The sequence below is a fragment of the Luteibacter sp. 9133 genome (genome assembly GCF_000800155.1).
Lineage (GTDB): Bacteria > Pseudomonadota > Gammaproteobacteria > Xanthomonadales > Rhodanobacteraceae > Luteibacter > Luteibacter mycovicinus.
In genome coordinates this window covers 2410207-2430669 of sequence record NZ_JUHO01000001.1, presented here as the reverse complement: position 1 = coordinate 2430669, position 20463 = coordinate 2410207, and the positions used below count along the sequence as shown (strand labels likewise).

Here is a 20463-nt window from a genome sequence, read left to right as displayed (position 1 = left end):
TCAGGGGTGGACCGGCGCCGTCGCGGGGGCTGTCATCGGCTGGTTACTGGGGCGGCAGTCGCAATTTCGCGATGAGCTGGATGCACTGCGGACGCGGCTGGATGCGGTGAGTCCGGGCGCGGCGGAGTCAACGTCCGCGACGCCAGTGCCTGCGACGCCGAAGCCACTGACGCCGGCGGACTGGCCTGACGCCGATCCGGTGCGGGTGCCGCGACCTCCGGTGCCTGTTGCGGGACCGGAGGGCCAGCCGGGGGGCTTTTCTTCACGGCCGCCGCCGGTGCCTTTGTCGGTGCCTGGGGCCGTTTCGCAGGCGCCGATAGCCAACAGGGTTGGCGCCAGGCAAGAGCCTGGGACGTCGGGTGAACCGGCAGTGTCCCGCGAGCCCTCCGTGCCCGTTGAGCCAGCCGGGCCTTCACTGGTCGATCGGTGGATCGAGGCGGGTAAGCGCTGGTTTACCGAGGGTAACGTGCCGGTGAAGGTCGGCATGCTGGTGTTGATCGCCGGCGTGGGCGCGTTCCTGAAATACGCCTCGGATAACGGCTTGCTCCGGGTGCCGGTATCGGTACGGCTGAGCATCGTGGCGCTGGTGGCGATCGCTGGCGTAGCGTTTGGCTGGGTGCAGCGCGAGAAGCGGCGTTCGTTCGGGCTGGCCTTGCAGGGTGGCGGCCTGGGCGTGCTGGTGATGATCGTGTTCGCCGCGTACCGACTTTATGGTCTGCTCGATGCGGGTCCGACGTTCGCACTGCTGCTGATCTTCGTCGCGGGTATGGGTGTTCTGGCGGTGCTGCAGGATGCGCTGGCGCTGGCCGTGCTCGGACTGATCGCCGGCTTCGCCGCGCCGATCATGGCATCGTCGGGGCAGGGCAATCACGTCGCGCTTTTCAGCTATTACGCGGTGCTCAACCTGGGCATTCTCGGCATCGCATGGAAAAAGGCGTGGCGCGTGCTCAACGTGCTCGGCTTCGTCGCCACCTTCGGGGTCGGCACGGCCTGGGGGGCGCTGAAGTACAGCCCGTCGCTGTTCGAAAGCACCGAGCCGTTCCTCATCTTCCACTTCCTGCTCTTTCTCGTGGTGCCGTGGCTGCACGTGCTGCGTTCGCCGAAGGGCCGCCGCGTCATCCTCGACGGCTGCCTGATGTTCGGCAATCCGATCGCCAGCCTGCTCTTGCAGGGCGCGTTGCTCGACTGGGAACCGATGCCGCTGGCCATCTCCGCGCTGATCGCCGCGGGCCTTTATATCGCCATCGCGTTCGCCATCCGCAAACGCGAGGATATGGGCCTGCTGCGTGAAACCTGGGCCGTCCTGGCCGTGGCCTTCGCGACGATCGCGGTGCCGTTGGCGCTTAGTGCGGCTGTGACCGCCAGTGTCTTCGCGCTCGAAGGCGCGGGCCTGACCTGGCTCGGCTTCCGGCAGGGACGTCGGCTGCCGCGCTGGTCGGGTGTGTTCCTGCAACTTGTCGCTGGCGTGGCCTGGTGCCTGGCTCTTGCGTTCCGCACACGCTACCGGGACACCGCCTTCCTCAATCCCGAGTTCATCGGCAGCTTGCTGCTCGTGGTCGGCGCGGGTGTGGGGGTATGGCAGTTCGATCGTCATGGCACGTCCCGGGGCGTTTCCAGTCTCGCGCGCGTCGGTCTCCTGCTCTGGGCGGGCCTCTGGTGGTTCGTGGGTTTCGGCAATGAAATCGGGCGATTCGTGCGCGATGCCGGTGACACACGCATCCCGGCGAACGTGGATGCCGCATGGCTCGCGCTGGTCGGCGTGACCGGCTGGCTGCTCGCGGAAGCCTGCCCGCGGACACGCAAGCTGGATCTCGGCGCCGTGCTGGCATTCTCGGTGCCGCTGTCCTTCCTGTTCTCGCTGCTGATCGTGCTGCAAGGCGCCAACGAGCGAGTGCAATGGCTCGCCGGTTGGCCCCTGGGTGCAGCCGTCGTCATGGCGGTGACCGGCTGGCTCGCGATGCGCGGCGAAGGTACGCACCGTGTCGCCGGCGTGGCGACCAGCACCGTCTGGTGGCTTCGCTGGCTGGCCCTGTTCACCTTGTCCATCGGGCTCGCGCTGGATCATGTGGCGGGCGTGGGGCAGGGCTGGCAGATCGTCGCCTGTTCGGTGCCGACCCTGTTGGTCGCGGCAATCACGGTGTGGTGGCCTCGTCTGCTTGCGTCGCCGCTGGCGATTTACCTACGCGAAATCCGCGTAAGTGTCGGGGGCGCGATGGTGCTGGCGATGGCCGTCGTCGGCCTGATCGCACTCACCGCCGCGGGCAGCCCGCAGCCGTTGCCCTTCGTTCCCGTCCTCAATCCGCTGGATCTTCTGCTCATCGCGGTGCTTCTGTTTACCGCACGTGCGATTTCCGACGAGGCCGTTCCGCCGGCGATCAGGCGCACGCGGCCCGCTGCGCTCGCGGTCGCCTTCTTCATCGTCGCGACCAGCATGACGCTGCGCGCCGTGCATCACCTTGGCGGCGTGCCGTGGGATTCGTCGATGCCTTCGTCCAGTCTTGCCGAACTCTCGCTCACCGTGGTCTGGAGCGTGATCGGCGTCGTCGCCTGGGTGCTCGGTTCGCGCCGCGGCCAGCGCCTGCTGTGGATGGCCGGTGCGGGCACGATGGCCGTGGTGCTGCTGAAGCTGCTGCTGGTGGATCGCGGACATCTGGGCAACCTGTTCGGCATCGCGTCCTTCATCGCCTATGGCCTGCTGTGCACGGTTATCGGCTATCTCGCTCCCGCGCCGCCCAAAGAGGGCGCGGTCATCGCTCCGGAGTCACCGCATGCGTCGTGATGTGGGTTGTCTGCTTGTTCTCGGTCTGTTTGCCGTGGGCGCCCGTGCCGAGGCGCCCGAGGCATTCGCCTATTCTTGGCCGATCGTCGCGCCGCAGGGTGGCAAGGCCTACCTCGTCGAACTGCCGCAGGACGCGTACGCCTGGGCATCGCGCGATGCCGGGCTCGCCGATGTCGTCGTGGTCGATGCGGAGGGGCGGCAGGTCGCCGCCGGCCCGTATACCGCCGCGGCGCCGACCTCGCATCCCGTGACGCTCGACGCGCCGTTGCGCGCCGTGCCCGCCGCGGTGGACGGCGTGCCTGGTGCGCGCATCCAGCGCAGCACCAACGGCGATATCGTGATCGAGCCGGGTCCGGTGGCGCCGACGGCCACGCCGCGCGTCTGGCTGTTCGACGCGCGCTCGGCGATCGCGCCGGAGCGCCTGGAGTTCGCGGCGATCGACCACGACGTGAACCTCGGCGTCGACGTCGATACCAGTAACGATCTGCAGGACTGGAACACACGCGTGCGCGGCGCATCGATCGTGACACTCGGCAAGGGCGATGGCGCGGTGGATGCGCGCGTGATCAAACTGTCCGGTTCGCCGGCGCGTTACTACCGCGTCCGTGTGATGAGCGGCGAAGCACCGTGGGCGGTCGACGGCACGTCGTCCGTCACCTTGTCGGGAAGTGTCGAAGACGCGGCGGCAAAGGACGAAGCGAAGCTGCTCTGGCTGGATGTTCCCGTCGGCGACACGAAGAGCAGCGGGCAGGGCGTCGATTACGACTATCGCTTGCCGGCCGCGTTGCCGGTGAACTCCGTGCGCGTCACGCTGGGCAAAAGCGACAGCGTGGCCCGTCTGGATGCATCGGCGGTCGAGGGCACGATGAGCAGCGAGGCGCTGGGCACGCTCGTCGTCACCCCGGATGGTACGGAAGGTCGTCGGCCGCTCGAGGTGAATGCGCGTCGTCGCGATCTGCTGCGTCTGCATTCGGCGACGCCGCTGCGCGAAGCGCCGCATCTTTCGGTGGGCTGGCGGGCGGATCGCTTCGTCTTCCTGCCCGAAGGCAAGGGGCCGTATCGGTTGCTGGTGGGCAGTGCGCGCGAGCGGCGTCCGTCATGGCCCGTGGGCGATGCGGTGACGGCCTTGCGTAAGAGCGAAGGCGCGGCGTGGCGGCCTGACGAAACGACGTTGGGTCCCGGACAGGAGCTGGGTGGACGCGAAGCGCTGAGTTCGCCGGCGGCGCCGTTCGACTGGACCCGGCCTTTGCTCTGGGTGGTGTTGTTGCTGGGGGCGGGTTTGATTGCAGGGATGGCGGGCAGTTTGCTGCGGAAGCCGAACGCGGGTGGCGAGGACGAAGGCAAGGGTTGAGGGCTAAGGGCGGCTCAGAAGCCTTGAGCGCATCTGCACGCCTGACGCGCGATAATGGACTTTCACTCCCTCCCGCGAGTCCCATGTCTTTTCAGTCCCCCGGCCTTTTTGCCGAACCCGAAGCGCTGAAGCCCCTGGCCGAGCGTATGCGTCCGCGTGCCCTCGACGAGATAGTGGGGCAGCAGCGGGTGGCGGGCGAGGGTAAGCCGCTGCGCCGTGCGCTGGAGGCAGGCAAGGTCCATTCGATGATCCTGTGGGGACCGCCGGGGTGTGGCAAGACCACGCTGGCCCTGCTGGTCGCCCGGTACGCCGACGCCGACTTCCGCGCCATTTCCGCTGTCATGAGCGGCCTGCCGGACGTGCGAAAGGCGCTCGCGGAGGCGGAAGGCAACTTCGCGCAGGGGCGCCGCACCGTCCTGTTCGTCGACGAGGTGCATCGCTTCAACAAAGCCCAGCAGGACGCCTTCCTGCCGCATATCGAGCGGGGCGTGATCATCTTCGTCGGCGCGACCACCGAGAACCCGTCGTTCGAGCTCAACTCCGCGTTGCTCTCACGGTGCCGTGTGCACGTGCTGGACGCGGTGAGCCCGGACGATATCGTGGCCGCATTGCATCGCGCGCTGGCCGACAAGGAACGCGGTCTGGGCGATCTCGAACTCGATGTCGACGAAGCGTCGCTGAAACTCATCGCCAGTGCCGCCGATGGCGATGTACGTCGTGCGCTTACCTTGCTGGAAATCGCCGCCGAGCTCGCCGAAAACGGCCGGATCGACGATGCGACGCTGGAGCAGGTGCTGGCGGATCGCACGCGTCGTTTCGACAAGAGCGGCGAGCAGTTCTACGACCAGATCTCGGCCCTCCATAAATCCGTGCGCTCGTCCGATCCGGATGCCGCCGTTTACTGGCTGACGCGCATGCTCGACGGGGGCTGCGATCCGCTGTATCTGGCCCGGCGCATGACGCGGATGGCGGTGGAAGATGTGGGTCTGGCCGAGCCGCGCGCGTGGCGCATGGCGCTGGATGCGTGGGATACGTACGAGCGCCTCGGCAGTCCCGAGGGCGAGCTGGGCCTGGCGCAGCTGGCGATCTGGCTGGCCATTTCGCCGAAGAGCAACGCCGCGTACATGGCGTACAACAAGGCCAGGGCCACCGTGAAGCAGATGGGCACGCTCGACGTGCCGATGCATCTGCGCAACGCGCCGACCAAGCTGATGAAGGGGCTGGGTTACGGCACCGGTTACCAGTACGACCACGACGTCGAAGGTGGCATTGCGCTGGATCAGCAGTGCCTGCCCGATGAACTGGTGGGGACGACCTTTTATGAGCCGGTCGATCGCGGACTGGAAACGAAATTGCGCGAAAAGCTGGAGGCGTTACGCGCCGCGCGTGCGGAAGCCCGGACGCGGAAGTAGTTCACCCGCTGTCACGGGAGTCCTGGCGGTCAGTCGTCTGCGGCATCTCGAGAGCGTCATTTTCCGCGGCACGTTCGGCTGGCACCGTGCGATCCTCGTCCAGCCATCGCCTGGGTTTATTGAGCGAATGCTCGAGGCAGTGTGAGAACCACGACCCGATAAACCCCTCCCTCAGCATCGATCTCAGCCGCGCCGCGCCGGCGGTGCATCCCACCCGCCGCGCGATTTCGTCCCAGTCCTCGACGCCTTGCTGCTGCAGATCCGCAACGAGTGCACGAAGGTTGTTCCTGCGGGCGGACTGGGTGGACATCGTAAAAAGATGCTCCCGGAACTGTGACTTTCGCGCATACGTGGCGCTGGAGGCTGAGGGCTCGCTTTTTCAGGGCGTCCCCCGCGACCTTAACGACGGTATTTGCTGCATTGCGGTACGATACCGCGCATCCCCGTTGAGACTTTCCCCGATGATCGATCTGATTGCCATCGACATGGATGGCACGCTGTTGAACGCCGCGCACGAAATCACGCCGCGGGTAAAGCAGGCCATCACGTCGGCCCGCGCCCGGGGCATCCGCATCGTGCTGGCGACCGGCCGGCCTTTCTCGGGTGTCGAGGAATACCTCGCGGAGCTCGGCATGAACGGGGAAGGCGACTACTGCGTCACTTTCAACGGTGCGGTCGTGCAGAACGCCGCAGGCACGAAAATCATCGCCGAGACGACCCTCGGCTACGACGATTTCATCTACTGCGAAGAAGTCTCGCGCGACCTGGGTGTGCACTTTCATGCCTTGTACGAGCGGAGCATGATGACGCCGAACGCGGACATCAGCTCGCACACCGTGTGTGACGCGTACATCTCACGCACGCCGTTGCTTTACCGCTCCATCGAACAGCTGGACCCGGCGTGGCGCTTCCGGAAGTTCATGATGGTGGATGACGGTCCCGTGCTCGATCGCGCCATCGCCAACATGCCGCCGGAACTGACGGAGCGTTACACGGTGGTCAAGAGCGCCTACGACTTTCTCGAGATCCTGCATCCGGACGCGGGCAAGGGCAGGGCACTGGCCACGCTGGCCGCGCACCTGGGTGTCCCCAGCGATCGCATCATGGCGATCGGCGATCAGGAAAACGATCTGGTCATGCTGGAATTCGCGGGCGTCGGCGTGGCGATGGGCAACGCGATCGACACCGTGAAGGCCGTGGCGAACCACGTCACGACGAGCAACAACGAGGACGGCGTGGCCGTCGCCATCGAGCGATACGTGCTCGACAGGCACTGAAGAACCCCTGCCGAAAGCCACTACCATCGTGCGTTGACGAGTCGTACGCTCGGACCAACAGCCCGGGTGGAGACGGCTCATGCGTATCGCGATGGCAACGCTGATCGGTGGTCTCGTGATGTTTCTCTGGGGTGCGTTCGCGCACATGGTGTTACCGCTGGGCGAGATGTCCATGCGGGCGCCACTGGACGAAGACAGGGTGATTGCCTCCCTGAAGCAAGGCCTGCCGGCCGAGGCTGGCATCTATGTGCTGCCGCACTTCGACAGGGGTGCCGCGGACGATGAAAAGGCCCGCGCCGCGTTCTCCGCGAAGGCGGTGGCCAGCCCGTTCGCTTTCATCGTTTATGAGCCGCATGGGCGCGATTCCATGCAGATGGGCGTCAACCTGTTTCATCAGTGGGTGACGAACACGCTCGGGGCATGGATTCTCGCCCTGGTGATGATCCGTGCCGGGGTGGGAGTGACGCGCGGGTTGGTGCTTGGCCTGGCGATGGGCGTCTTCAGCTGGTTGTCGATCAGCGTGCCCTACTGGAACTGGTACCGGTTTCCGGACGCGTTCACGGTGGGGTCGCTGCTGGAGATCGCGTTCGGGTGGCTGCTGGCGGGTGCCTCTATCGGATGGTGGTTGAGGCGGGGGGTATCGCCAGCAGGCCCGGATCCCACCGGCCCACTGTAGGAGCGCGCCCCGCGCGCGACCCAGTTCGCACGAAGAACAGCTGACCAAGGCAACCCGCAATCGCCAGCACGGCCGACTCCTACCCAAGAGCGTTATTGCCGGGTAGCCTGCGCGGACCGACTTGGGGAAGTCTCGCCCGTGACGTTATTCGAAAGCCTTCTTCTGCTGCTGCTGGCGGCCATCGTATTGCTGCAGGTGGCGCGGCACTTGTCGTTGCCGTACCCGTCGATGCTGGCGTTGGCGGGCGTGGGCGTGGCGCTTCTGCCGGGGGCACCGGACTTTCCGATCGATCCGCGGACGGCCTTGCCGTTATTCATCGCGCCGGCGCTCATGGATGCGGCGTTCGACTTCCCCGTGACCACCGCCAGGCGCTTCTGGATCCCGCTGGTCATCTTCGCGCTCGGCGGGGTGCTGATCACGGCCCTGCTGGTCGCGTGGGTGGGCTGGGCGTTCGCGGGCCTGCCGATCGCCGCGGCGCTGGTGCTCGGTGCGATCGTGGCGCCGCCGGACGCGGCGGCGGCCACGGCGATACTCTCCGGCATGGCGATTCCGCGCGCCACCGACGCGATCCTGCGCGGAGAGAGCCTGTTCAACGACGCGGCCGCGCTGTTGCTGTTCAGCGCCGCGCTGACCGCGCAGATGTCCGGCGGACTCACGGCGGCCCAGGTCGGCGGATTCGCACTGGCGGCGCCCGGCGGTGTGTTGTTCGGCATGGTCGCCGCCTGGCTGATGCCGTACATGAGCCGGCTGGTCACGGGCGCGCTGGACAGTAACCTGCTGCAGTTCGTCAACACCTTTCTGGTCTGGATCATCGCCGAGCACCTTCACGTATCGCCCGTGCTCGCCGTGGTGGCGCTGGCGATGACGCTCGCATCGCGTACGGCGCGACCGACCTCGCCGCGCATGCGCGTGCAGTCGTACGCGGTGTGGAACGTCGTGGTGTTCGTGCTCAATGTGCTCGCCTTCCTGCTGATGGGCCTGCAGGCGCGGCGGATCATCGGCGACATGAGCGGTGAGCACCTGCGCCACGCGCTCGCCTTCACCGGGCTGGTGATCGCCATCGTCGTGGTCGTCCGGCTGGTCGTCGCGCTGGGCTTCAATCGCGCGGTGGCGTGGTACCGCCGTCGTTCGGGACGGGCGGAGCCCGCCACCTGGCGGCAGGCCACGCTGGCCGGGTGGTGCGGTATGCGCGGGCTGGTGACGCTGGCGACGGCGTTCATCCTGCCGGCGGAGTTCCCGCAGCGGGACACGGTGGTCCTTGCCGCCTTCGGCGTGGTGTTGGCCACGCTGGTGGTGCAGGGGCTGACCCTCGCGCCGATGATCCGGCTGCTGGGGCTGGATCATCGCGCGGTGACCGAGCGCGAGCTCGTTGCGGTCCGTCGCGGTCTGGCCCGGGCAGCCCTGCATCGGCTGGAGGACGAAGCCAGTGAAGAGGGCGCGCGGCTGGCGGCGCTGTTCCGCATCGAGGTCGACGCGCTGGACGAGCCGCCACGCGGCGATGCGCATCAGCGGCACTGTGCCTTGTCGCTCGCCGCCATCGCCGCGCAGCGGGCGGAGCTCGAACGCTGCCGTCTGGAATTTCAGCTAAGCGACGACGATTACAACTTCCTGCTCGAGCAACTCGACTGGCGGGAACTGACCGTGCTTCCCCCGGAAGCGACGCGCATCGGTACGGCTTAGCCGCCGCAGCGGCTTCGGCTCGAAAAATCAGCATTTGGCCGATACGGCTGGTGGGGCGTCACGACATACCGTGACCACTCCTTCCACCGACCGGATCGTGTCATGCCTGGCGATTACCTGCGTCCCAAACCCGACCCCGTGTACGCGACGGCACGCTGCGGCCGTGCCGTCGTGGCGCGGCCACCGGGAGCACCCGTGGCCGCCAGCCGGCAGCGAAGCGTCCGCCGGTAAGGGTAGTCAATCGGGGGACCGACGATGGATTCGCAGCATCATTTCACCGCCATCGATGGCGGCTTTTGCCGTGGGCGGCTCGCATGATGCCCGTGTCGGTTTTGCTTGCGGACGAGCAGGCGCTGTTGCGCGACGGTGTGGCGGCGCTGCTGAGTCACTCCACGCGCTACCAGGTGATCGGCAGTACCGCGGACGGTCGCGACTGCGTGCGCCTGGCGTTGCGACAGCAGCCAGGGCTGATCGTCTTCGACTGTGCCATGCGCGGACTCAGTGGTCTGGAAGCGATCCGGCGGATCGCACCACGCTGTCCACAAACCCGGCTTCTCTGCCTGTCCGGTTACGAGGATTCCCGATGGGTACGCGCCGCCTTCGACGCTGGCGCCCATGGCTACGTATTGAAGCGCGACGGTTTCGACGTGCTACGTGAGGCGATCGATACGGTGATGCGCCAGCGTTACTTCATCAGTCCGGACATAGGGCATCTGATGGTGGATGGTCTGCGTCGCCAGGATGGACCGTCGTTTGCGACGACAGGAGCGCTGAGTGCGCGCGAGCGCGAAATCACCCAGCTGTTCGCCGAAGGGCTCAGTGCACGCGACATTTCCGAGCGATTGCACGTCAGCATCAAGACCGTCGGCACGCACCGGGAACACATCATGGCGAAACTGGGCATCAACGGCATCGCGCAGCTCACGCGATACGCCTTGCGCGAAGGGCTCACCACGCTCGATCCGTGAGTCCCCCAGGTCAGTAACGGCGACCGCGCGATTCAGTGTTTTGCCGATGCCGCCAGTGCGGCTACCCACGGATAGTGACTCCACGGACGCCACCGCGTCTTTTCAGGAGCTCACACCATGGCCGACTTCAATAGCTTCTTTCCCACGTTACTCAAACATGAGGGAGGATTCGTCAACGACCCCGCGGATCCGGGCGGCGCGACCAACAAAGGCATCACGCTGGGCACGTTTCAGCAGTGCGCCAAACGCCTTCTCGGTGTCGAGCCCACGCTCGATAACCTGCGTGCGCTGAGCGACGCGGACGCGGGCAGGATCTACAAGGCGTTGTACTGGGACAAGGTGCGCGGCGACGAGATCGCGCTGCAGGATCTGGCGAACATCGTCTTCGACTTTCAGGTCAACGCCGGTGCTAACGCATCCAGGCTGCTCCAGCGCGTGCTCAATGCGCAGGGTGTGACCCCACAAATCGCGGTCGATGGCGCCATCGGTGCCGGTACGCTCGCCGCGCTGGGCAAGGTCGACAACGTCGCGGTTTACACCGCGTATAAGCAGGGTCGCAAGGACTACTACAAGAACCTCGTCGCCCAGCGGCCGGGGCTGGGCAAGTTCCTGAAAGGCTGGCTCAACCGCGTCGACTCGTTTCCCGATCTGCCGCAAGCCGCCACGGGAGGTCCCTGAGCCATGGCCGCGCAGACCTCGCTCAATACCCTGATCGAAGCCATCGCCGGCGCGGTGGTCGATGCGCAGGACCGCATCGAGCAACACCAGATCTCCCACCTCAGCGATTTTTTCGATGAGGACAACCGGCCCAAGAGCGTCGTCATCCGCATGCCGTCCCTGCATCCGCAGGCCGGTGAGGACGATGAAGACCTGTATCGGGCGCCGATCCTTCCCCTGGTCTCGACCAACGTGCTGCGCATCAAGGATGTCGAGATCACCTTCGACGCAGACCTCGGTCCGCTGATCGAGGGCGACCCACCGGGTGACGACGCGCCCCATGAGCCCGGCTGGAAGGGGGTGAGCGCCGCGTCGCGGCCCCACCTGCGGGTCGATCCCTCGGTCGGTGGCAGCGATCGTCGCGGCGGGTCCGTGCACGTGGTGCTGCGCGTGGAAGGCAGCGAGCCGACCGACGGCGCGTCGCGGCTGATGAATCACCTCGCGCAGACCCAGGGGGTCTTCAAGACGTTCAAGCCGGGCGACTGAACACGTCGGTCGCGCTGAACCGCGACGCGCATTCCGCGTGTCGCGTCACATCTCACCAGGAGTCACATCATGGCTGACGAACTCGTCAACATGTCGAGTCAGTTCAAGGGTCTGCCCATGGGCGACCTGATCGGTTCGCCGCTCAGCGCCGCCTGCGAAGCACAGGTCAAGCTGGCCCAGGCCACCGCGGATTTCATCAAGGTCATCGGCTTTCTGCCGCCGGCCGCGAACGATCCCAATGGCGTGGGCGATACCCGTACCGCCACGTTCCGTTTCAAGCGTCCTGTCGACGATCCCAATGTCCAGGGCGGCACCGCCGAGGAAGACGTCGAGATCGTGGTGCCGCTGCTGGCCATCGTCAAGGTGCCCAGCCTCAGCATCACCAAGGTCGACATCACCTTCGACATGGAAGTGAAGTCGTCTTTCAGCAGCACCGAAAGCGAAGACAAGAAGGGCGAGTTCAGCGCCGAAATGTCGATTGGCTGGGGCATCTTCAAGGCCTCCGCCAAGGTGTCCGGTTCGGTCGCCACCCACAAGGAAAACACCCGCAAGTCCGACAACTCGGCGCGTTATCACGTCGAAGTACACGCGGAAGACGGTGGCATGCCGGAAGGCCTGTCGCGCGTGCTGGACATCCTGCAGACCGCCTGCGCGCCGCGCAAGGTCGGCGCGCCGGTGGCCGTGCCGGGTAACGCCTTGCCGAAGAAGACCAAGATCGCACCCGCGGCCATTCCGGCGCCTGCTCCGGCTCCGGCAACGGGTCCGGGCCCGGGTCCGTAAGCGGTTTGTTCCATACCTCGAGTCGCGGCGTCCGCAAGGCCGTCGCGATTCTCTCCAGGAGACCCAGTGATGTTCGATCTGACTGACGTCAAGTTCGTCAAGCGTGTGGTTGTCGGCAGCGACAACCCCAACCAGATGAGTACGGAGGCGCAGGTGGAAGAAGCGCGCGCCTTGCTCAATCGCTGCCTCACCGATTCGCCGAAAGGCTCGATCATCGGGACGGAAAAGAGTTTCACCATTCTGCAGGTCGGCGAGCATCAGGTCGTGCTGCAGTGGCTTTGCTACCACGTGGGCTTTCCGCGGAAGCCGTCGTGGATGACCGAGGGGTAGGGTGCCATGGCCGAGTGCAGCTTCGATCAGTTGTTGTTCGCGTTGCGTGTTTCCGTGGAGGCGGCCAATGACGGTCTGCGCCGTCGCCGGGGCTTACATTACGAACACGACCGTGCCGGAAACGAGGCATTGCACGTGGATATCCCGCGCGGTCCCCGCGACGACGCGACGCTGGATTCCGTGGTGATACCGATGAGCTGGTTCCGCGATCCGCGCCTGCCGCAGGTCACCGAACTGTCGGTCGCGTTCGACTGTCGCCTGCGCTACGAGCGGGTGCGCGGTGCGGCCGATGCACTGATCATCGACATGAATCCACCCCCGCCTCGCTGGTTCCGGCGACGCCCCCTGCACCGCATGGTGATCCGCTTTCGTGCCGCCGACGCCTGGCGGGCCGACGTGTCGCTGGATGGACGTCCGGTCGTCGTGTCCCAGGCGGGAGCGTCCTGATGGACAGACTCTCCGGCCTGCGCGTGTCGAGTGCCTGGCAAAGCGCCCTGATCGCTAGCACCGAGGTTGCTCCACGGTTACGTCGCGGCCGCAGCGCCGTACGGATCGCGCCATACGTTCTGTTTCTTGCCGGCTTAGCCGGCTTCGCGGTGTGGCTTGCTCGGTAGCGTGAGCCCACCACCCAACATGTAAGGAGATCACGATGCATCTGAACACCATGAAGTGCCTGAGCCTTGCCGCTCTCATCGCGGCGCTGCCGACCCTGGCCGTCGCCGCCGAGCCCCAGGGGGTATGGCAAGGCCTTATCCAGCAGGCAAACTCCGATGTCGCATTGCGGCTTACGTTTGCACCGCAGCTGATCAGGCTGCATTTCAACGAGCCGCTGTCGTGCGACGTGCCGGCCCGATTTCTGAAGGCCGACGGCGACACGTTGATTTATCGCTTTGCCCCGTCCGTCAACGGCGGCAGGTTCTGCGACGGCGTGTTGAATCACGATCTTCGGATCAAGGTAGCCGCCGAGCCGAAACGTGAGCTGGATCTGGTCTTCGACGGTCCGCGCTCGACATGGCACGGCCGTCTGGCTCCGGTCACGTCCCCCTGACCACAGCGAGGTCGCCATCATGGATTCCGTGGTTCTCTTCACCCGTTTCTGGCTGCTGCTGGCGGCCGTGGGCGGCGCCATCCTGCCTGTGGCGCTTGGCAACGAGGCATCGCGCAAGCTGGCCGTCGTCCAGGTGGTATGCGGGGCGATGATGGCGATCTTCCTGGGGCCCGCGCTGGAGCGGCGTTTTCTTCCCGACTCGCCGGCGGAGGTACACGCCGGCGTCTCTTTTCTCATCGGTTGTTTCGGTTTACGCCTGACGATGATCGTGCAGCGACTGATCGACTCGCGCGGTGAAACACTGGCCAACCGCGTCATCGACCGTATCGCCGGAGGCGATAATCCGTGAACGCACTTTTCTTTCTTTACACCGACCTTGCCTGCAGTGCGGTCATCATGGTCTCGGCCTGCTGGCTGCTGACCGATCTCAGTCTGCGGCGCATCAACCGCACGTGTCACGCCTGTATCGCCGCCGGTGCCTTTGCGAACATCCTTGGCATCGTGGCGGACCGGATCGGTTTTCAGGACATCAGTTACGGCAACGTCTGGCCGGGCGAGGTCGTGGTCAACATCGGCCTCGCCGTGATGCTCGGCGCGACGTTCTGGCGCTCGGTCGGTCGTCGTCTACAATGGACTCCTCTGCAGCGCGAGGGCGTCGCACGCAAGGAGTGATCCATGAACACCGACACATCCAGGCCGCACGTCCAGGGGTTCTGGGAGCCGCGGACGGGCACGGTGCAATACATCGTCGCCGACCCGGTCACGAAGCACTGCGCCATCATCGATCCGGTGCTCGACTTCGACGAGAAGTCGGGCTCCGTCGCGACGACGTCCGCCGACGCCTTGCTCGATGCGGTGGCGTCGCAGGGGCTCACGGTCGAGTGGATTCTCGACACGCATCCGCATGCGGACCATTTCTCGGCCACGGCCTATGTGTCGTCGAAGACCGGTGCGCCGATGGCGATGGGATCCGGCGTACTGGATGTGCAGCGCATCTGGGGCGAGATCTACGGGTTGCCCCTGGATCAGCTGGACGGGCGTTACTGGGACCGGTTGTTCGACGAGGGCGATACGTTTTCCATCGGCTCGCTGGAGGCCCGCGTGATCTCGTCGCCGGGTCACACCGCGCCATCGGTGACGTACGTGATCGGCGACGCGGCGATCGTCGCGGATACGCTGTTCATGCCGGACAGCGGCAGTGCGCGGGCGGATTTTCCCGGCGGCGATGCGAGCGTGCTGTGGCATTCGATCCAGCGGATCCTGTCGCTGCCGCCGGAGACGCGGTTGTTCACCGGACATGACTACCAGCCGGGAGGCCGCGAACCACGCTGGGAAAGTACAGTGGCCGAGCAACTGGCCACCAACACGCATGTGGCCGGCCTCGATGAGGCTGGGTTCATCGCGTTGCGCCACGGGCGGGACAGGGTGCTGCCCATGCCGAAGCTGCTGTTGCCCGCGTTGCAGGTAAACCTGCGCGGTGGGCGGTTGCCGGAGCCTGAGGCTAACGGTCGGCGTTACCTGCGGATTCCGCTGGATGCGTTTCCGGGCTCGGCCTGGTAAGCATTGCGGGCAGCGGGTGGAGATACCTAAGTAGCTTTCGGGAGCCGCGTTCACTCAGGTGTTCGCTCTCTTCACCCGCGTTGCGGTGCGCGCAAACATCCATAGCGCTAGTTTCGGAAGTCTTATCCGGGAGACAGCGCCATGACTATCAAAACCATCGAAGATCTCTTCATCCACGAGCTGTCCGATATCTACAGCGCCGAGAAGCAGCTCACCAAGTCGCTGCCGCGACTGGCACGTGCATCGACGGCTCCGGAGCTCAAAGAAGCATTCACGTCTCACCTCGAGGAAACGCAGGGCCAGGTCGAGCGCATCGATCAGGTCGTCGAGCTTCTGGGTATCCGTCTGAAGCGCATCAAGTGCGCCGCGATGGAGGGGCTGGTCGAAGAGGGCAAGGAAGTGATCGACGGCGTCGAAGAAGGTCCGCTGCGCGATGCCGCCCTGATCGGCGGCGGAAACAAGGTAGAGCATTATGAGATCGCCTCTTACGGCACCCTCATCGCGCTGGCCAAGCAGCTCGGCTACACCGATGCCGTGCCGCTGCTCGTCGCGACGCTGGCTGAGGAGAAGGCGGCCGATGAGAAGCTGACGCTGCTGTCCGAGCAGTTGTCGAAGCAGATGCGGGCTGAGAAGGCCGCCTGATAACCTGACACGGGACGGACATCCCGTGTCATCGACGGGCCACTGGCGCCTTTCCTGAGGTGCCAGTGGCGGGGTTCGACGAGGATCTGGCATCGGGCGGGCATGAGGCCCCCCGAATTTGCGATAATCCTCCGTTCGAACACCCACGGAACCCGACCCATGCTGGATCCTGCTCTCCTGCGCGGCAAACTCGCCGAAACGGCGGAACGCCTGCGCGCCGCCCGGAACTTCGACCTCGACGTCGCCACGATCGAGCGCCTCGAATCCGAGCGCAAGGCCCTCGCCACCGAGACCCAGGAGCTGCAGAACCTGCGCAATACGCGTTCCAAGGCGATCGGCCAGGCCAAGAGCAAGGGTGAAGACGTCGCCCCGCTGATGGCCGAGGTCGCCGGCATCGGCGACAAGCTCAAGGCCAACGAACAGGCCCTGGCCGACGTCCAGGCCAAACTGGCCGACATCTCGCTCGGCCTGCCCAACCTGCCGGACGAGTCCGTGCCCATCGGCAAGGACGAGAACGACAACCTCGAGATTCTCCGCTGGGGCCACGCCCGCGCGTTCGACTTCGAGGTTAAGGACCATGTGGACCTGGGCGTCCGCCATGGCTGGCTCGACGGCGACGCCGGCTCGAAGCTCAGCGGCGCGCGCTTCACCGTACTGCGCGGCCAGCTCGCGCACCTGCACCGCGCGCTCGCCCAGTTCATGCTCGACCTGCACACCACGCAGCACGGTTACCTCGAGCACAACGTGCCGCTGATCGTGAACCCGGCCGCGATGGAAGGCACCAGCCAGCTGCCGAAGTTCGAGGAGGACCTGTTCGCCACCCAGATCGGCGACGCGAAGCGCTACCTCATCCCGACCTCGGAAGTGACCCTGACCAACCTGGTCCGCGAGAGCATCGTCGAAGCCGACGAGCTGCCCATGCGCCTGACCGCCCATTCCATGTGCTTCCGCGCCGAAGCCGGCAGCTACGGCCGCGACACCCGCGGCATGATCCGCCAGCACCAGTTCGAGAAGGTCGAAATGGTGCAGATCGCCACCGCCGAGACCAGCATGGCTCAGCTGGAGGAGATGGTCGGGCACGCCGAGACGGTCCTGCAGAAGCTGGGTCTGCCATACCGGAAGGTGCAGCTGTGCACGGGCGATATGGGGTTCGCGGCGGCGAAGACGTACGACCTGGAGGTCTGGGTGCCTTCGCAGAACACGTACCGCGAGATCAGCAGCTGCTCGAACTGCACGGACTTCCAGGCGCGGCGGATGCAGGCCCGGTGGCGGAATCCGGCGACCGGGAAGCCGGAGCTAGTGCATACGCTTAATGGGTCGGGGTTGGCTGTGGGGCGGACCCTCGTCGCTGTGATGGAGAATTTCCAGCGGAAGGATGGGTCGATTGAGGTTCCTGAGGTGCTTAGGCCTTATATGGCGGGTTTGGAAGCGATTGCGTGACCTGACCGGGGGTTGGTCGGGTACAATTGGCGCTGCTGGGGTGCAATGCCTCGGTGGCGTGCGGTAAAAATACGGAGAGATGGCCGAGTGGTTTAAGGCAGCAGTCTTGAAAACTGCCGTAGGTGTGAGCCTACCGTGGGTTCGAATCCCACTCTCTCCGCCAGATTTGACATTTTTGACGCTTCCAGCGGCTAGTTGTTCATGAGCCAGCTGTTGAAACAGCTACTAATTTCCCCGATACTGTACGCAACACACCCGCCACGCCTATGCAGCCGACTATCGCTGTACGCGCAAATAGGCGGGTTTTTTTTGAGCGCTTGCAGGGAGCAGGGCGACAGTGCAGTACACGAAGGGGCCTCTCAGCTACGCCGCGCAGTTACAGCAGCTCCAACAGCGAGGTCTTCATGTCGCTGATCCTGCGCGCGCGATCTACTACCTTGAGCGCGTCGGCTATTACCGACTCATGGGCTACCTGTTTCCATTTCGGCTGCCCGGCAGTGACAACTACAAGCCGGGGGCCTCGTTCGAGCAGGCGGTTGAGCTCTACGAATTTGATCAAGTACTACGTTCTCTGGTCATGGAAGCCATTTGCCACATAGAAGTCGCAGTTAGAACGGCCGTGACTTATCAGATGGCGCACAGCTACGGTGCCTTCGGATACAGCAATCCGATCAACGTAGCCTACGATCCCGGTTGGCACGCTAGCTGGATCCGCACCGTGCAAGATGACGTGGGACGCTCGAGAGAGACTTTCATCGCTCATTACAAGGCGAATTACACGCAGCCAGCGCATCCGCAGGTGCCGATCTGGATGGCCAGCGAGGTAATGTCCTTTGGATCGCTATCGAAGCTTGTCCAAGCAATGCATCCTGCCGACAAGAAAGCGATTGCAGGCATTTTCGGTATCGCTGCGCCCGTTTTTGCCAGTTGGGTTCACACCATCGCCGCATTGCGAAACATTGCGGCTCATCATGGACGCATGTGGAACCGAGTGCTTGGCGTTGTCCCGATGAGGCCAAAGAGTGGTGCGTGGCAGCATATGGCTGGCAGCTACCCTGTAGACAGGATGTACTTTGCCTTGCTGGTCATCAAGGCGTTGCTTGCATCATGCGCAACGGACGCGGACGATTGGCGAGACAGCGTAACAAATCATATAGGGCTTCTGCTGGTAGACCAGGGCCATCGACAGAGTATGGGCGCGCCCGCCAACTGGGATCAACATCCGCTTTGGATTTAGACGTACTAGCGCGTATTTCAGGCCTTATTCTGGATTCGCAGAAGTGCCTCGGAATACGCGGGCCGTACTTGAACTTTAAAAAGAGAAATCGCGGACCTTCGCTAGCCAGCTCGGGGGGAATATTTTCTCGCTAGAAGTAGTTGATCTGGTTTCTCCATTGAGCGCGGCGCTTGCTTGCCTTAGTCGAGTTTAGACGCCGGTAGCACATGGAAAAGGCGGTTTTGGTGAATGCTACAAAAGTCGCCGGATTCGGCGGCCAATCGGGATCAAGGATAAGGGAACCCATGAACGAGATGCATTTTCAGGTCGATTCGCGGATCGCGACATTGCTGAGTCAGGAGTATTCGTCTACCGAGAAGGCGGTCAAGGAGCTCGTGGACAATGCGTGGGATGCAGACGCAAGCGTGGTCAGAGTCGTTTTACCGACTCCTATGACACAAGAGCCCATCACCATCGGCGACGATGGCAATGGCATGACGGAAGAAGAGCTAAGGCGCCATTATCTTTCCATTGCCCGTGATCGCCGCGCTGCCAAGGGTGAACGAACTGTCGGCAAGAAACGGCTAATTAAAGGGCGAAAGGGGATTGGAAAATTCGCGGGCTTGATGGCCGCATCTGTCATGTCGCTCGAAACCAAGGCGAGGGGACGGTGCTCACGGATCCAGTTGACGCTCGACGAACTCTCTGAGGCAGAAGACATCGAGCGCCTTCCCATCAATCACAACGTGTCGGATTGCCCAGAAGCCGAGCACGGGACCAGTATCGTCCTCAGTGAACTGCACCAAGGCCTTGCTTACCCGGATCCTGACAAGCTGCGTCAAGTGCTTTTGCAGGAGTATGGTCGCCAGGACGACTTCACCATTTTCGTAAATGGGAAGGAATTGGGGATCGACGATGTGCGAGGTACTTATCGAAACGAACCAGGATCGCTCCCATTGGCAGGCAACGTGCGGCTCCGGTTCTCCATTAGTGACGGGAAAGCTGGCCTTCGCCAACCGGGGATCACGCTACGCGTCGACGGCAAAGCGGTGGGAAACCCGGGTTTCTTCGGGCTGGACCGTACCGATGACTTTCCGAAAAAGCTGCTTAATAAACTCTTTGGCGAAATCGACGCGGATGGGCTTGCTCCTCACGTTACGGCCGGCTGGAGTGGGGTGCTGGAAAATAGCGAGCTGATGCAGGAGGTGGAAACGTACGTCCGCGACCGCCTGCGGACGGCTTTCGAGGAAGAGTACGGACGGGAGATGCAGCTCGCCCAAGCTCGCCTGCGGAAGGCGGTGAAAGAGCGTCTGGCCGACCTGCCTGAATACAAACGCGAGTTCGCAGAGCGGGCCATCAAGCGTGTGCTGGATCGATTTTATGGCGAGCCAAAATCCAAGCTTGAGCCCATAGTATTCGTTCTACTGGAAGCTCTGGAGCGTTCTGACTATCGCGCTTTGATGGAGCATATCGCGGATGCGTCGCGTGGTGAGATCGGCACCATCGCCGATGCGCTCGCTGACTTCGGGCTGGCGGACATGGCGCATTTGGTTCAGCAGGCCGAAGCGAGGTCCATCTTCTTGGATCAGCTCGAGCGACTGGCCGTTGACCCGCTCACTCTCGAAGCCTCGATGCACGTTGCCATTGCGAGGAGCTTGTGGATCTTTGGTCCGGAATACTCGCTATTCAGTTCTAACCAGACCCTGAGACGACAAGTCGAGGACTACCTCGGGAAGAAATACGCTGGCAAGAAGGCGTCCAGAAGGCCGGATCTACTTCTCAACGAGAATCTCAATGGCGAGTACCTTCTCATTGAATTCAAGCGTCCTGGCCATTGCCTTGGGCATGCCGACTACCAGCAGCTGACGGGCTACCGTAATGAATTGAAGGCAGTGACGGGAAAGCCTATTCGTGTACTGCTCTTGGGTGGTAAGAGAGGAAACGATCTGCCTTCGAGCGAATATATCGAAAAAGACACCTCGATTATGCTGTTCAAGGACGTCATTGCGACTGCTCGGAGACAAGTGGCGTGGTTGCTCCGCAAAGAGAATTGAAGTGGCGTCGCGACGCTCTGGCTCTCGGTGAACTTGTTCTTGCGCAC

20 protein-coding genes, 1 tRNA gene and 1 pseudogene are annotated in these 20463 nt (G+C 64.0%); 21 read left to right on the top strand and 1 reads right to left on the bottom strand.

Annotation, left to right across the window (positions count from 1 at the left end; translation table 11 throughout):
• Nucleotides 1–388: 388 nt before the first annotated feature.
• The 3 genes from FA87_RS10470 (at nt 389) to FA87_RS10460 (ending at nt 5542) form a co-directional block, all read left to right on the top strand.
• A complete protein-coding gene (locus FA87_RS10470) occupies nt 389–2779 on the top strand; it encodes a DUF2339 domain-containing protein (RefSeq protein WP_239709061.1) in 2391 nt (796 codons plus the stop codon).
• Nucleotides 2769–4130 carry a DUF3999 family protein gene (locus FA87_RS10465; protein WP_043694426.1) on the top strand — a complete coding sequence of 454 codons (1362 nt, stop codon included), beginning with the start codon at nt 2769–2771 and terminating at the stop codon, nt 4128–4130. The genes FA87_RS10470 and FA87_RS10465 overlap by 11 nt, the downstream gene beginning before the upstream one ends.
• Before the next feature lie 83 nt (nt 4131–4213).
• On the top strand, nt 4214–5542 hold the full coding sequence (locus tag FA87_RS10460) for a replication-associated recombination protein A (protein ID WP_036112666.1): 1329 nt from the start codon (nt 4214–4216) through the stop codon (nt 5540–5542).
• A gap of 1 nt (nt 5543) precedes the next feature.
• Here FA87_RS10460 and FA87_RS10455 read toward each other — a convergent pair whose 3' ends face one another.
• Nucleotides 5544–5852, bottom strand: a complete 309-nt coding sequence (locus FA87_RS10455; RefSeq protein ID WP_036112669.1) for a hypothetical protein — start codon at nt 5850–5852, stop codon at nt 5544–5546.
• A 151-nt stretch (nt 5853–6003) separates the two neighbouring features.
• On the opposite strand from FA87_RS10455, the gene yidA reads away from it, so the two are divergent.
• From yidA to FA87_RS10365, 18 genes and pseudogenes are all read left to right on the top strand, one after another.
• Nucleotides 6004–6819 (top strand): sugar-phosphatase, encoded by an 816-nt coding sequence (yidA, locus tag FA87_RS10450; protein ID WP_043694422.1) that lies wholly within the window; start codon nt 6004–6006, stop codon nt 6817–6819.
• 79 nt (nt 6820–6898) lie between these two features.
• Nucleotides 6899–7495, top strand: coding sequence for a hypothetical protein (locus FA87_RS10445; RefSeq protein ID WP_051943558.1), 597 nt, complete (start codon nt 6899–6901; stop codon nt 7493–7495).
• A gap of 138 nt (nt 7496–7633) precedes the next feature.
• Nucleotides 7634–9175 (top strand): cation:proton antiporter, encoded by a 1542-nt coding sequence (locus tag FA87_RS10440; RefSeq protein ID WP_043694421.1) that lies wholly within the window; start codon nt 7634–7636, stop codon nt 9173–9175.
• Nucleotides 9176–9498: 323 nt separating this feature from the next.
• Nucleotides 9499–10143 carry a response regulator transcription factor gene (locus FA87_RS10435; RefSeq protein WP_197062403.1) on the top strand — a complete coding sequence of 215 codons (645 nt, stop codon included), beginning with the start codon at nt 9499–9501 and terminating at the stop codon, nt 10141–10143.
• A gap of 117 nt (nt 10144–10260) precedes the next feature.
• The gene (locus FA87_RS10430; protein WP_043694419.1) at nt 10261–10821 is read left to right on the top strand and encodes a glycosyl hydrolase 108 family protein; all 561 of its coding nucleotides are present in this window, start codon (nt 10261–10263) and stop codon (nt 10819–10821) included.
• A 3-nt stretch (nt 10822–10824) separates the two neighbouring features.
• Entirely contained in the window at nt 10825–11346 is a 522-nt protein-coding gene (locus tag FA87_RS10425; protein WP_043694418.1) for a DUF2589 domain-containing protein, read from the top strand.
• 69 nt (nt 11347–11415) lie between these two features.
• A pseudogene (locus FA87_RS10420) lies at nt 11416–12033 on the top strand (DUF2589 domain-containing protein); the annotation flags it as partial.
• A gap of 162 nt (nt 12034–12195) precedes the next feature.
• Nucleotides 12196–12456, top strand: coding sequence for a hypothetical protein (locus FA87_RS10415; protein WP_036112678.1), 261 nt, complete (start codon nt 12196–12198; stop codon nt 12454–12456).
• A gap of 6 nt (nt 12457–12462) precedes the next feature.
• Complete coding sequence (locus tag FA87_RS19925) at nt 12463–12903, top strand: hypothetical protein (RefSeq protein WP_052191292.1); 441 nt, start codon at nt 12463–12465, stop codon at nt 12901–12903.
• 202 nt (nt 12904–13105) lie between these two features.
• The gene (locus FA87_RS10405) at nt 13106–13504 is read left to right on the top strand and encodes a hypothetical protein (protein ID WP_043694417.1); all 399 of its coding nucleotides are present in this window, start codon (nt 13106–13108) and stop codon (nt 13502–13504) included.
• A gap of 19 nt (nt 13505–13523) precedes the next feature.
• Complete coding sequence (locus FA87_RS10400) at nt 13524–13853, top strand: hypothetical protein (RefSeq protein ID WP_043694416.1); 330 nt, start codon at nt 13524–13526, stop codon at nt 13851–13853.
• Nucleotides 13850–14176, top strand: a complete 327-nt coding sequence (locus FA87_RS10395; RefSeq protein WP_036112685.1) for a hypothetical protein — start codon at nt 13850–13852, stop codon at nt 14174–14176. The genes FA87_RS10400 and FA87_RS10395 overlap by 4 nt, the downstream gene beginning before the upstream one ends.
• A 3-nt stretch (nt 14177–14179) precedes the next feature.
• On the top strand, nt 14180–15064 hold the full coding sequence (locus FA87_RS10390; protein WP_043694413.1) for an MBL fold metallo-hydrolase: 885 nt from the start codon (nt 14180–14182) through the stop codon (nt 15062–15064).
• A gap of 141 nt (nt 15065–15205) precedes the next feature.
• Nucleotides 15206–15706 (top strand): ferritin-like domain-containing protein, encoded by a 501-nt coding sequence (locus FA87_RS10385; RefSeq protein WP_036112688.1) that lies wholly within the window; start codon nt 15206–15208, stop codon nt 15704–15706.
• A gap of 159 nt (nt 15707–15865) precedes the next feature.
• The gene (serS, locus tag FA87_RS10380) at nt 15866–17146 is read left to right on the top strand and encodes a serine--tRNA ligase (RefSeq protein WP_043694410.1); all 1281 of its coding nucleotides are present in this window, start codon (nt 15866–15868) and stop codon (nt 17144–17146) included.
• A gap of 73 nt (nt 17147–17219) precedes the next feature.
• Nucleotides 17220–17309, top strand: a tRNA-Ser gene (locus FA87_RS10375).
• Nucleotides 17310–17483: 174 nt separating this feature from the next.
• Nucleotides 17484–18383, top strand: coding sequence for an Abi family protein (locus FA87_RS10370; protein ID WP_043694407.1), 900 nt, complete (start codon nt 17484–17486; stop codon nt 18381–18383).
• 284 nt (nt 18384–18667) lie between these two features.
• Nucleotides 18668–20416 carry an ATP-binding protein gene (locus FA87_RS10365; protein ID WP_043694406.1) on the top strand — a complete coding sequence of 583 codons (1749 nt, stop codon included), beginning with the start codon at nt 18668–18670 and terminating at the stop codon, nt 20414–20416.
• The last annotated feature ends 47 nt before the right edge of the window (nt 20417–20463 follow it).

What these genes read in the sequence shown, in the direction of transcription:
- FA87_RS10465 (WP_043694426.1), top strand. Translation starts at nt 2,769, where the DNA reads ATGCGTCGTGATGTGGGTTGTCTGCTTGTTCTCGGTCTGTTTGCCGTG.
- FA87_RS10460 (WP_036112666.1), top strand. Translation starts at nt 4,214, where the DNA reads ATGTCTTTTCAGTCCCCCGGCCTTTTTGCCGAACCCGAAGCGCTGAAG.
- FA87_RS10455 (WP_036112669.1), bottom strand. Translation starts at nt 5,852, where the DNA reads ATGTCCACCCAGTCCGCCCGCAGGAACAACCTTCGTGCACTCGTTGCG.
- yidA (WP_043694422.1), top strand. Translation starts at nt 6,004, where the DNA reads ATGATCGATCTGATTGCCATCGACATGGATGGCACGCTGTTGAACGCC.
- FA87_RS10445 (WP_051943558.1), top strand. Translation starts at nt 6,899, where the DNA reads ATGCGTATCGCGATGGCAACGCTGATCGGTGGTCTCGTGATGTTTCTC.
- FA87_RS10430 (WP_043694419.1), top strand. Translation starts at nt 10,261, where the DNA reads ATGGCCGACTTCAATAGCTTCTTTCCCACGTTACTCAAACATGAGGGA.
- FA87_RS10425 (WP_043694418.1), top strand. Translation starts at nt 10,825, where the DNA reads ATGGCCGCGCAGACCTCGCTCAATACCCTGATCGAAGCCATCGCCGGC.
- FA87_RS10415 (WP_036112678.1), top strand. Translation starts at nt 12,196, where the DNA reads ATGTTCGATCTGACTGACGTCAAGTTCGTCAAGCGTGTGGTTGTCGGC.
- FA87_RS19925 (WP_052191292.1), top strand. Translation starts at nt 12,463, where the DNA reads ATGGCCGAGTGCAGCTTCGATCAGTTGTTGTTCGCGTTGCGTGTTTCC.
- FA87_RS10405 (WP_043694417.1), top strand. Translation starts at nt 13,106, where the DNA reads ATGCATCTGAACACCATGAAGTGCCTGAGCCTTGCCGCTCTCATCGCG.
- FA87_RS10400 (WP_043694416.1), top strand. Translation starts at nt 13,524, where the DNA reads ATGGATTCCGTGGTTCTCTTCACCCGTTTCTGGCTGCTGCTGGCGGCC.
- FA87_RS10390 (WP_043694413.1), top strand. Translation starts at nt 14,180, where the DNA reads ATGAACACCGACACATCCAGGCCGCACGTCCAGGGGTTCTGGGAGCCG.
- FA87_RS10385 (WP_036112688.1), top strand. Translation starts at nt 15,206, where the DNA reads ATGACTATCAAAACCATCGAAGATCTCTTCATCCACGAGCTGTCCGAT.
- serS (WP_043694410.1), top strand. Translation starts at nt 15,866, where the DNA reads ATGCTGGATCCTGCTCTCCTGCGCGGCAAACTCGCCGAAACGGCGGAA.
- FA87_RS10365 (WP_043694406.1), top strand. Translation starts at nt 18,668, where the DNA reads ATGAACGAGATGCATTTTCAGGTCGATTCGCGGATCGCGACATTGCTG.